Here is a 12,099-nt window from a genome sequence, read left to right on the forward strand (position 1 = left end):
ATGCTGCGCCGCCAGGTCCTCACCCTCGCCAGCCTGCTGCTCGGAGCCGTCGGCCTGGGCGGCTGGACCCTGAGCCGCAAGGGCGCCTCGCCCCTGCTGCTCTCCGCCCGGGACGACGCCGACGGCAATCACTACGCCGTGGGCTACCGCCTGGACGGCACCCAGGCCTTCGCCACCCGGGTCGCCCAGCGTTGCCATGACATCGTCGAGCACCCCGGCGAGCCGGTGGCGCTCTTCGTCGCCCGCCGCCCGGGCACCGAGAGCTACCTGGTGGATCTCCGCGATGGCCGCCTGCTGCAGACCCTGGCCTCGCAGCCGGACCGCCACTTCTATGGACACGGCGTCTGGCACCGCAGCGGCGACTGGGTCTACACCACCGAGAACGACACCCGCGACCCGGGCAAGGGCATGCTCGGCCGCTACCGCTACCAGGACGGCCGGCTGGTGCACGACGGCGAACTCTCCACCCACGGCCTGGGACCGCACCAGGTTTCCTGGCTGCCCGATGGCGAGACCCTGGTGGTGGCCAACGGCGGCATCCGCACCGAGGCCGAAAGCCGCGTGGAGATGAACCTCGACGCCATGGAGCCGAGCCTGGTGCTGATGCGCCGCGACGGCACCCTGCTGTCGAAGGAAACCCTGCCCCAGCCGATGAACAGCATCCGCCACCTGGCCATCGCCAAGGACGGCACCCTGGTCGCCGGCCAGCAGTACATGGGCGATGCCAGCGACCGCGCCGACCTCCTGGCCATCAAGCGCCCGGGCCAGCCCTTCCAGCCCTTCCCGCTGGACGACGAGCAGCGCCTGGCCATGCTCCAGTACACCGCCAGCGTCGCCATCCACGACGAACTGCGCCTGGTGGCCCTGACCGCCCCCCGGGGCAACCGCTTCTTCATCTGGGACCTGGACAGCGGCGCCGTGCGCCTGGACGCCCCCCTGCCGGACTGCGCCGGCGTCGGTGCGGTGAAGGACGGTTTCGTGGTCACCTCCGGCCAGGGCCGCTGCCGCTTCTACGATTGCCGCAGCGCCCCCTTCAGCGTGACCCCGCTGCAGCTGCCGGCCAGCTTCTGGGACAACCACCTGCACCTGGCCTGAGTCCCGGTCCCCGCTGCGAACCCGGATGCGGGGCGCGCCATGCGCCCCTTGGCATCACCGGCAGCGCCGAGCCCCGGTGCGCGTGGCGCGCCCTACCGGCCGCAGGCCCCGGATCAAGCCGACTGGAAGGGCAATCCACCGATTGATCGCGCTGTCGCCGAATCGTCACAAAACTGCAACATCCAACTGGTAGATGACCACCACCCCCTCCTTCAATCCGCGAGGCGCAACACCATGTCTCTGCGACGCTCCCTGCGTGGCCAGATCCTCACCCTCCTGGGCGGCAGCCTGATCCTGATCCTGCTGATCGCCCTGGCCTGTTTCCACTTCCTTTCCGGCGGCATCCAGTCCTACCGCACCCTGGTGAACGGCACCCTCGAGGCCTCGGGCCTGGTGGACGAAGCCAACCTCGAGTTCAAGGTGCAGGTCCAGGAGTGGAAGAACGTGCTGCTTCGCGGCAAGGACCCGGAAAGCCTGGCGAAATACTGGGCACAGTTCGAGGCACAGGAAGCCAGGGTCCAGGCCGTACTCGGACGCCTGAAGGAAAAGGCCGGCGAACTCGACGACGCTGCCCTGCAGGCCAAGGTGGACAGCCTGCGCAACGAGCACCGCGACCTCGGCAGCGCCTACCGACGGGGGCGCGAAGCCTTCCTCGCCGCCGGCGCCGACCCGGCCGCCGGGGACAGCGCGGTCAAGGGCATCGACCGCGCCGCCAGCGAGCAGATGAGCGCCCTGGTGGCGGAGCTGCACCAGCGCGGCCAGCAGCAATCCGAAGCCATCAGCGCCAGCGCCGGCCGCACCGTCAGCCTGGGCCTGGCGGTCATGCTGCTGTCCAGCCTGGCCATCGGCCTGCTCAGCCTCTGGCTGGTGAGCCGCAACCTGATCGGCCCCATCAGCGTCCTGATCGAACACATCGCCCAGCTGGCCCAGGGCAACTTCGGCCAGCGCGTCGACGCCAGCCGGGAAGACGAACTGGGCCGCCTGGCGCGAGCCGCCAACACCCTGCGGGACTTCCTCGCCGACACCTTCAACCGCCTCAGGCAGAGCACCACGCAACTGGACAGCGCCAGCGGCGAGCTCAACGCCATCGCCAGCCTGATGGCCGAAGGCACCCGCGAGCAGTTCTCCCGCACCGACCAGGTGGCCACCGCCATGCACGAAATGTCCGCCACCGCCCAGGAAGTGGCCCGCCATGCCGCCGAGGCGGCGACCGCGGCGGACCAGGCCGACCACTCCGCCCAGCAGGGCGGTGCGGTGATGCAGGCGACCATCCAGAGCATCACCGGTATGCGCAGCGAGATCGCCAACACCGCCGAGGTGATCCGCCGGCTGGAAAGCGACAGCGGCCGGATCGGCAAGGTGCTGGAAGTCATCCGCGGCATCGCCGAACAGACCAACCTGCTGGCGCTCAACGCCGCCATCGAGGCCGCTCGGGCCGGCGAACAGGGTCGGGGCTTCGCGGTGGTGGCTGACGAGGTGCGCACCCTGGCCCAGCGCACCGCCGAGTCCACCGCCGAGATCCACCAGATCATCGACACGGTACAGACCGGCGCGCTGAACGCCGTGCGCGCCATCGAGAGCGGCCAGAACCGCAGCGAGCAAAGCGTCGCCCAGGTGACCGAGGCCGGCGCCATGCTCAGCCGCATCACCGATGCGGTGGAGGCCATCCGCGACATGAACCGGCAGATCGCCACCGCGGCGGAGGAGCAGACCTCGGTGGCCGAGGACATTTCCCGCAACCTCACCGAGATCACCGCCATCGCCACGGCCAACGAGCAGAACGTCCAGCGCACCCAGGGTGCCAGCCAGCAGATGCACGGCCTGTCCGGCGATCTCAACCAGCTGACGGCACGCCTGCACGCCTGACATCCCCCGGCACAGGGACGTGCCGCCCCCCGCGAACCAGGCGACGGAATGCAGCGGGTCCAACTGCATCAATTTGTGGCGATCTACAGCGATCCGCACCGCTCTTCCAGACCTACTACGCCGAACGCAATGTTCTGCAAACGGAAGCCTTTGACTTGCCTCCGAGTCTGGTACTAAGGTGCTTCCCTCGCCTATTCCCAGGCCTCTTCTACCCCTGCCAAGGAACCGGAATATGTTGCTCCGCCGCATGCTCATCATGCTGGGCGTGGTTGCCCTCGTGGTGATCGCGCTCGCCGCCTACAAGGGCTACTCGATCTATCAGCAGGTCCAGCAGTTCTCTGCCCCCCAGCCCCCCATCAGCGTCTCCGCCGACAAGGCCGTGGAACTGCCCTGGCAAAGCCGCCTGCCGGCCATCGGCTCGCTCAAGGCCTTCCAGGGCGTCGACCTGACCGTGGAAGCCAGCGGCACCGTCACCGACGTGCTCTTCCTCTCCGGCGAGAAAATCAGGCAAGGCCAGCCGCTGATCCAGATGGACAGCGATGTGGAACGCGCCAGCCTGGCCACCGCCGAAGCCGAGCTGGCCCTGGCCCGCGTCGAGTTCGAGCGCGGTCGCAGCCTGGTGAGCCGGCAGAACATCTCCAAGAGCGAGTTCGACCGTCTCTCCTCGGAACTCCAGGCCGCCACCGGCAAGGTGGCCCAGTTGAAGGCCCTGCTGGCCAAGAAGCGCATCGTCGCGCCCTTCGCCGGCACCATCGGCATCCGCCAGGTGGACGTGGGCGACTTCCTCTCCTCCGGCACCATCATCGCCACCCTGCAGGACCTGGACACCCTCTTCGTCGACTTCTTCCTGCCGGAACAGTCGGCGCCCCTGCTGAAGGTGGGCCAGAAGGTGCGCATCAGCGTCGCCGCCTTCCCCGGCGAGTCCTTCGAAGGCGATATCGCCGCGCTGAACCCCAAGGTGGAGGAATCCACCCGCAACCTGCAGGTCCGCGCGGTGCTGTCGAACCCGGAAGGCAAGCTGCTGCCCGGCATGTTCGCCAACCTGGAGGTCCTGCTGCCGGGTGACCAGGAGCGCGTCGTGGTGCCGGAGACCGCCATCACCTACACGCTCTACGGCAACTCGGTCTACGTGATCGACGTCAGGAAGAACGCCGAGGGCCAGCCCGAACAGGGCCAGGACGGCCAGCCGCAACTGGTGGTGGAGCGCCGCTTCGTCGAGACCGGTGAACGCCGCGACGGCCAGGTGGTGATCCTCAAGGGCCTCAAGGCCGGCGAGCAGGTGGTGACTTCCGGCCAGCTCAAGCTGGACAACGGCTCCCACGTCGCCATCGTGCCCGACCAGAGCCTGGCCACCCAACCGGACAAACACGCCCGCGCCCAGTGACCCTGGGCTGCGCGAAGGAACGGAACATGGCTTTCACAGATCCCTTTATCCGTCGCCCGGTACTGGCGACCGTGGTCAGCCTGCTGATCGTCCTGCTCGGCATGCAGGCCTTCAGCAAGCTGGTCATCCGCCAGTACCCGCAGATGGAGAACGCCCTGATCACGGTGACCACCGCCTACCCGGGCGCCAACGCCGAGACCATCCAGGGCTACATCACCCAGCCGCTGCAGCAGAGCCTGGCCAGCGCCGAAGGCATCGACTACATGACCTCGTCGAGCCAGCAGAATGCATCGGTCATCCAGATCTACGCCCGCATCGGCGCCAACTCCGACCGGCTGTTCACCGAACTGCTGGCCAAGGCCAACGAGGTGAAGAACCAGCTGCCCCAGGACGCCGAGGACCCGGTGCTGTCCAAGGAAGCGGCCGACTCCACGGCGCTGATGTACATCAGCTTCTACAGCGATGAGCTGTCCAACCCGCAGATCACCGACTACCTGTCGCGGGTGATCCAGCCCAAGCTGGCCACCCTGCCGGGCATGGCCGAGGCGGAAATCCTCGGCAACCAGGTCTTCGCCATGCGCCTCTGGCTGGACCCGGTGAAGATGGCCGCCTACGGCGTCACCGCCGACGACCTCAGCGACGCGGTGCGCCAGTACAACTTCCTCTCCGCTGCCGGCGAGGTGAAGGGCCAGTACGTGGTCACCAGCATCAACGCCACCACCGACCTCAAGTCGCCGGACGCCTTCGGCGCCATCCCGGTGAAGACCGTTGGCGACAGCCGCGTCCTGGTGCGTGACATTGCCCGGGTGGAAATGGGCGCGGAGAACTACGACTCCATCAGCTCCTTCGACGGCATTCCCTCGGTCTACATCGGCATCAAGGGCACCCCCAGCGCCAACCCGCTGGACGTGATCAAGCACGTGCGCGCCATCATGCCGGAGCTGGAAGAACAGCTGCCGCCGAACCTGAAGGTGTCCATCGCCTACGACGCCACCCGCTTCATCCAGGCCTCCATCGACGAGGTGGTGAAGACCCTGGGCGAGGCGGTGCTGATCGTGATCGTGGTGGTCTTCCTGTTCCTCGGCGCCTTCCGCTCGGTGCTGATCCCGGTGATCACCATCCCGCTGTCGATGATCGGCGTGCTCTTCTTCATGCAACTGATGGGCTATTCCATCAACCTGCTGACGCTGCTGGCCATGGTGCTCGCCATCGGCCTGGTGGTGGACGACGCCATCGTCGTGGTGGAGAACATCCACCGCCACATCGAGGAGGGCAAGACGCCCTTCGATGCCTCCATCGAAGGGGCGCGTGAGATCGCCGTGCCTGTGGTCTCCATGACCATCACCCTGGCTGCGGTGTATGCCCCCATCGGCTTCCTCGAAGGCCTGACCGGCGCCCTCTTCCGCGAGTTCGCCCTGACCCTGGCCGGCGCGGTGATCATCTCCGGCATCGTCGCCCTGACCCTGTCGCCGATGATGTGCTCCAAGCTGCTGCGCCACGAGGAAAACCCCTCGGGCCTGGCCCACCGCCTGGACCAGATCTTCGAGCGGCTGAAACAACGCTACCAGCGCGCCCTGCACGGCACCCTGGACACCCGGCCGGTGGTGGTGGTGTTCGCGGTGCTCGTGCTGGTGCTGATCCCGGTGCTGCTCAAGTTCACCAAGAGCGAGCTGGCCCCCGACGAGGACCAGGGCATCGTCTTCATCATGGCCAAGGCGCCGCAGCCCACCAACCTCGACTACCTGAACACCTATACCGACAGGTTCGTGGAGATCTTCAGGACCTTCCCCGAGTACTACTCGTCCTTCCAGATCAACGGCTTCGACGGTGTGCAGTCCGGCATCGGCGGCTTCCTGCTGAAACCCTGGGACGAGCGCGAGCGCACGCAGATGGAGCTGCTGCACGAGGTCCAGGCCAGGCTCAACGAGATTCCCGGCCTGCAGATCTTCGGCTTCAACCTGCCATCGCTGCCGGGTACCGGCGAGGGCCTGCCCTTCCAGTTCGTGGTCAACACCCCCAACGACTACGAATCCCTGCTGCAGGTGGCCGAGCGCATCAGGCAGCGGGCCCAGGAGTCGGGCAAGTTCGCCTTCCTCAACGTCGACCTGGCCTTCGACAAGCCGGAAGTGGTGGTGGATATCGACCGCGCCAAGGCCGCCCAGATGGGCGTCTCCATGCAGGACCTGGGCGCCACCCTGGCCACCCTGCTGGGCGAGGGCGAGATCAACCGCTTCACCATCGACGGTCGCAGCTACAAGGTGATCGCCCAGGTGGAGCGTGCCTACCGCGACAATCCGGGCTGGCTGAGCAACTACTACGTGAAGAGCGAGAGCGGCGCCATGGTGCCCCTCTCCACCCTCATCAGCGTGCATGACAGCGCCCGCCCCACACGCCTCAAGCAGTTCCAGCAACTGAACTCGGCGATCATCGAGGGCTTCCCCGTCGCCAGCATGGGCGAGGCCATCGACACCGTGACCCAGATCGCCCGGGAAGAGGCGCCGCGCGGCTACAGCTTCGACTACGCCGGCGCCTCCCGGCAGTACGTCCAGGAAGGCAGCGCGCTCTACGTCACCTTCGCCCTGGCGCTGGCCATCATCTTCCTGGTGCTGGCGGCCCAGTTCGAAAGCTTCCGCGATCCGCTGGTGATCCTGGTGACGGTGCCGCTGTCTATCTGCGGCGCGCTGATCCCGCTGTTCCTCGGCATCTCCAGCATGAACATCTACACCCAGGTGGGCCTGGTGACGTTGATCGGCCTGATCAGCAAGCACGGCATCCTGATCGTGGAGTTCGCCAACCAGCTGCGCCGCGAGAAGGGCCTGTCGCCCCGGGAAGCCGTGGAAGAGGCGGCGTCGATCCGCCTGCGTCCGGTGCTGATGACCACCGCCGCCATGGTGTTCGGCATGGTGCCGCTGATCCTCGCCACGGGGGCCGGTGCGGTCAGTCGCTTCGACATCGGCCTGGTGATCGCCACCGGCATGTCCATCGGCACCCTGTTCACCCTCTTCGTCCTGCCCTGCGTCTACACCCTGCTGGCGAAGAAGGACCCGGTACCCGGCGCCGAACCGGCGGCCAGCCACTGAGCCCCAGGCGATCCAGACAAGAAACCCCGCATCTGCGGGGTTTCTTGTCTGGGCTACCGGGAACTCAACCTTGCGGGTGCAGGCCCTGGGACAGGCCGAACATCAGCAGCAACAGGCTCTGGTCCGGCTGGGCGGGCGCCTGCGACCGGGCGTTCGGCGGCAATGGACAGTAGCCGAGGCCATTGACGCTGACCACGGAGGGCGAGGGCTCATGCCAGGCAGCCACCGCCATGGAGGCCACTCCCAGGGCCCCCACGAGGAACAAAGCTCGCGTGACTTCTAACTTCATGATCACAACCCCTTGATAGCGCTGCCAAACGCTGCTTCGTAACCCTAGAACAGCAACCGTCACCCCGCCGGTCATCGCGACGAATGGCGCCGCGACTGCCGCCACCGATCCCGAACCGGGCGTCGAGGCTAGCAGGGGTTTGTTGCAATTTGATTGTGCCCCTCAGGGCGGACCGGCTTGCCAAACCTAGCCGACAAGAGGTGAAAAAATCGTCAGGACGCGACGCCTGTGCGTTCCTCGAGGTTCACCTCGAAGCGGCACCCGGTGGGCTGGACCGCACTCAGGCTGACGCTCCAACCCTGGCTGTCGCAGATCCGCTGCACCAGTGAAAGCCCGAGCCCCAGGCCATCGCCGCGCTTGGCCGGCCCCCGCACGAAGGCGCGGAACATCGCCTCGCGATCCTCTTCGGGTATGCCCACGCCACTGTCTTCCACCAGAAAGCTCCGCTCCCTCACCACCAGGCGGATGCGGCCGCTGTCGGTGTAATGAAGGGCGTTGCGCAACAGGTTGCCCATGACCGAGCGCAGGAACGGCGCGTTGTAGCGATCGTCCTGATCCGGCCCGGGCTGGTAGTCGAAGGCCAGGCCCTTGTTCTCGATCGCCGAACGCCACTGACCGGCCAGTTCGTCGGCCACCTGGCCGAGTCGTTCCCTGGGTGCCAGGCTGGCTTCCTCGCGCTGGGCGCGGGCCAGCATCAGGAAGGTCTGCACCAGGTCGCGCATCTCCTCGGTGGCTCGGGCGATGCGCTGCACCTGGGCCTTGCCGCGGGCATCCAGGCCCGGGTTCTCCGCCAGCAGCTCGCAGGAGGTGGCGAGCACCATCAGGGGCGTGCGCAATTCATGGCTCACGTCGCTGGTGAACAGCCGCTCGCGGTTGAGCACCTCGCGAAGCCGCCCCAGGGTGTCGTCGAACGCCTGGGCCAACTGGCCCACCTCATCGCCGGCATAGTCGGGCGCCAGGGGCGGCGCCCTGCCCAGCAGCTGATCGCGATGGCGGACCTGGCCCGCCAGCCGCACCACGGGCTCGATCACCTTGCGCGACAGGATCCACCCCAGCAACAGCGCCAGCACGACGCTGAGGCCGAACCCCACCAGCACCACCTGGTAAAGCACCTGCTCCCGGGCCTCGAACTCGCTCTGGTCCTGCAGCAGCACGTAGCGGTTGCCGTCCCGCTCACGCACCAGCGCGTGATAGGAGGCCTCGCTCTCGAACACCTCGTGGAACCCCGGGGCGAGGTTGGCCAGGCTCTCGGGAATGGCATGGGGCGCGGGACCGGCGCTGCTGTAGAACCGGGTATCGCTGTCCAGCGCCGGTGGCCGGCCCTGGGCGATGTTCTGGGTCAGGACCCGCTCCAGTTCGTTGTTCAGGTCCCGGGAGATCAACTGCTCCTCGATGAGGTGAACCACCTCGATGATGCCCACCGAGAACGTGCCGCCCACCAGCGTGGTCATCAGCACGAAGGCGATGAGGATCCGCCGCGCCAGGCTCTGCCTAAACTCCATCGACCGACTCCGCCAGGCGATAGCCCAGCCCGTGCAGGGTGTGCAGCAGGGGTTTATCGAACGGCTTGTCGATCACCTGGCGCAACTGGTGGATATGGCTGCGCAGGCTGTCGCTGTCCGGACAGTCGTCCCCCCAGAGCGCTTCCTCCAGGACCTCGCGACGCACCAGGTGAGGGCTTTTCTGCATCAGCACCGCCAGCAGCTTGAGGCCGATGGGGTTGAGCTTGAGGGCCTTGCCGGCACGGCTGACTTCCAGGGTGTCCAGGTCATAGCGCAGGTCGCCCACCTGCAGGGCACGCTTGCCGCCGCCCTGGGATCGGCGCAGCACCGCCTCGATGCGAGCGGCCAGCTCGGAAAGGGCGAAGGGTTTGAGCAGGTAGTCGTCGGCGCCGGACTTGAAGCCCTGCAGGCGGTCGTCCAGGGCGTCGCGGGCGGTGAGCATGATCACCGGGGTGTCGCAGCGGGCCTCGTCGCGCAGGCGACGGCAGAGGTCATAGCCATCCAGGCCCGGCAGCATGATGTCGAGCACGATCAGGTCGTAATGCTCGCGGGTGGCCAGATGCAGGCCGGACAGGCCGTCTCGCGCACAGTCGACACCGTAGCCCTTGAGCTCGAGGAAATCGGCCATGTTGGCGAGGATATCGGGGTTGTCTTCGACGAGCAGGATCCGCATTGCCACCACTCCTTCTATCGATCCTTTAATGGCCAATTGCCGGCCCGGCAAGTTTGACCCGGAATCGGCAGCGAGTTCCAATCGAGGAAAGAAATCGATCATACGGCAGCTTCCAGCCCGGGACCTGCCCATGAAAGAAAAAGCCCCGCACGAGGCGGGGCTTTTTCGGACCGGATGGCCGGGTGGCTTACATCATGCCGCCCATGCCGCCCATGCCGCCCATGTCAGGCATGGCCGGGGCCGGCTTGTCGTCGGCCGCTTCGGCAACCATGGCCTCGGTGGTGATCATCAGACCACCGATGGAGGCAGCGGCTTGCAGAGCGGAACGGGTGACCTTGGCCGGGTCCAGGATGCCCATCTCGATCATGTCGCCGTAGACGCCGGTGGCGGCGTTGAAGCCGAAGTTGCCGGAGCCTTGCTTCACCTTGTCCACGACCACGCTCGGCTCGTCGCCGGCGTTGGCCACGATCTGGCGCAGCGGGGCTTCGACAGCGCGACGCAGCAGGGCGATACCGACGTTCTGGTCGTCGTTGTCGCCTTTCAGGCCTTCGATGGCCAGCAGGGCGCGAACCAGGGCCACGCCACCGCCAGGCACCACGCCTTCTTCAACGGCCGCACGGGTCGCGTGCAGGGCGTCTTCGACGCGGGCCTTCTTCTCTTTCATCTCGACTTCGGTCGCAGCGCCGACCTTGATCACGGCAACACCGCCGGCCAGCTTGGCCAGGCGCTCTTGCAGCTTCTCGCGGTCGTAGTCGGAGGTGGTTTCCTCGACCTGCTTGCGGATCTGGGCAACACGGCCTTCGATATCGGCCTGGGCGCCAGCGCCGTCGATGATGGTGGTGTTTTCCTTGCTCAGGACAACGCGCTTGGCGTTACCCAGGTGCTCCAGGGTGGCGGCTTCCAGGGACAGGCCGACTTCTTCGGAGATCACGGTACCGCCGGTCAGGATGGCGATGTCCTGCAGCATGGCCTTGCGGCGGTCGCCGAAGCCCGGGGCCTTGACGGCAGCCACTTTGACGATGCCGCGCATGTTGTTCACCACCAGGGTGGCCAGGGCTTCGCCTTCCACGTCCTCGGCGACGATCAGCAGCGGACGGCCGGCCTTGGCGACGGCTTCCAGCACCGGCAGCATTTCGCGGATGTTGGAGATCTTCTTGTCGACCAGCAGGATCAGCGGGCCGTCGAGCTCGGCCACCATGGTGTCCGGCTTGTTGATGAAGTAGGGGGACAGGTAGCCACGGTCGAACTGCATGCCTTCGACGACGGACAGTTCGTTTTCCAGGCCCGAGCCTTCTTCAACGGTGATCACGCCTTCCTTGCCCACTTTCTCCATGGCTTCGGCAATGATGTTGCCGATGGAGTCGTCGGAGTTGGCGGAGATGGTGCCGACCTGGGCGATGGCCTTGGTGTCGGTGCAGGGCTTGGCCTGGTTCTTCAGCTGGGCAACGATGGCGGTGGTGGCCTTGTCGATGCCGCGCTTCAGGTCCATCGGGTTCATGCCGGCGGCTACGGCCTTCAGGCCTTCGTTGACGATGGCCTGGGCCAGAACGGTGGCGGTGGTGGTGCCGTCACCGGCAGCGTCGTTGGCCTTGGAGGCAACGTCTTTCACCAGCTGGGCGCCCATGTTCTCGAACTTGTCTTTCAGCTCGATTTCCTTGGCAACGGAAACGCCATCCTTGGTGATGGTCGGAGCGCCGAAGGACTTGTCCAGTACCACGTTGCGGCCTTTCGGGCCGAGGGTGGCCTTGACGGCATCGGCCAGCACGTTCACGCCGACCAGCATTTTCTTGCGAGCGGAATCGCCGAATTTGACTTCTTTAGCAGCCATGTTGATTGATCCTCAATTCTTGGATGATTGGACGGAGATTCGCGGAGCTCAGGCTTCGACGACGGCGAGGATTTCGTTCTCGCCCATCACCAGCAGCTCTTCGCCGTCGACCTTGATGGTGTTGCTGCCGGAGTAGGGGCCGAACACCACCTGGTCACCGACCTTCACGGCCAGCGGACGTACTTCGCCGTTGTCCAGCAGGCGACCGGTGCCAACAGCGACGACTTCGCCGCGGTTCGGCTTCTCGGCAGCCGAGCCCGGCAGCACGATGCCGCCAGCGGTTTTGGTCTCTTCTTCGCTGCGACGGATGACGACGCGGTCATGCAGAGGACGAAGCTTCATTGTCGATCTCTCCCAATAGTGTTGTTGCTCGACCGGTGCG

At 66.4% G+C, this 12,099-nt stretch carries 9 protein-coding genes; 4 read left to right on the plus strand and 5 right to left on the minus strand.

Annotated features, from left to right (window positions below; translation table 11 throughout):
* The 4 genes from KF707C_RS23520 to KF707C_RS23535 all read left to right on the plus strand — a co-directional run bounded on the left by KF707C_RS23520 (window position 1) and on the right by KF707C_RS23535 (window position 7,425).
* Window positions 1-1,095 (plus strand): DUF1513 domain-containing protein, encoded by a 1,095-nt coding sequence (locus KF707C_RS23520; protein WP_003454504.1) that lies wholly within the window; start codon window positions 1-3, stop codon window positions 1,093-1,095.
* Window positions 1,096-1,329: 234 nt separating this feature from the next.
* Window positions 1,330-2,961 carry a methyl-accepting chemotaxis protein gene (locus tag KF707C_RS23525; RefSeq protein ID WP_003454502.1) on the plus strand — a complete coding sequence of 544 codons (1,632 nt, stop codon included), beginning with the start codon at window positions 1,330-1,332 and terminating at the stop codon, window positions 2,959-2,961.
* A gap of 232 nt (window positions 2,962-3,193) precedes the next feature.
* Window positions 3,194-4,345, plus strand: a complete 1,152-nt coding sequence (locus tag KF707C_RS23530) for an efflux RND transporter periplasmic adaptor subunit (RefSeq protein ID WP_003454499.1) — start codon at window positions 3,194-3,196, stop codon at window positions 4,343-4,345.
* Window positions 4,346-4,371: 26 nt separating this feature from the next.
* On the plus strand, window positions 4,372-7,425 hold the full coding sequence (locus tag KF707C_RS23535) for a multidrug efflux RND transporter permease subunit (RefSeq protein WP_003454492.1): 3,054 nt from the start codon (window positions 4,372-4,374) through the stop codon (window positions 7,423-7,425).
* Between the two features lie 64 nt (window positions 7,426-7,489).
* Here the strand turns inward: KF707C_RS23535 and KF707C_RS23540 are convergent, their stop codons facing one another.
* The 5 genes from KF707C_RS23540 to KF707C_RS23560 form a co-directional block, all read right to left on the minus strand.
* Window positions 7,490-7,714 carry a hypothetical protein gene (locus KF707C_RS23540; protein ID WP_036993512.1) on the minus strand — a complete coding sequence of 75 codons (225 nt, stop codon included), beginning with the start codon at window positions 7,712-7,714 and terminating at the stop codon, window positions 7,490-7,492.
* Between the two features lie 212 nt (window positions 7,715-7,926).
* Entirely contained in the window at window positions 7,927-9,216 is a 1,290-nt protein-coding gene (locus KF707C_RS23545; RefSeq protein ID WP_003454488.1) for a sensor histidine kinase, read from the minus strand.
* The gene (locus KF707C_RS23550; RefSeq protein WP_003454486.1) at window positions 9,206-9,889 is read right to left on the minus strand and encodes a response regulator transcription factor; all 684 of its coding nucleotides are present in this window, start codon (window positions 9,887-9,889) and stop codon (window positions 9,206-9,208) included. Before KF707C_RS23550 ends, KF707C_RS23545 begins: the two co-directional genes overlap by 11 nt.
* 187 nt (window positions 9,890-10,076) lie before the next feature.
* Entirely contained in the window at window positions 10,077-11,717 is a 1,641-nt protein-coding gene (groL, locus tag KF707C_RS23555) for a chaperonin GroEL (RefSeq protein WP_003454484.1), read from the minus strand.
* Window positions 11,718-11,765: 48 nt separating this feature from the next.
* Window positions 11,766-12,059, minus strand: a complete 294-nt coding sequence (locus KF707C_RS23560; RefSeq protein WP_003454482.1) for a co-chaperone GroES — start codon at window positions 12,057-12,059, stop codon at window positions 11,766-11,768.
* Between the last annotated feature and the right edge of the window lie 40 nt (window positions 12,060-12,099).

Source organism: Pseudomonas furukawaii (genome assembly GCF_002355475.1).
GTDB lineage: Bacteria > Pseudomonadota > Gammaproteobacteria > Pseudomonadales > Pseudomonadaceae > Metapseudomonas > Metapseudomonas furukawaii.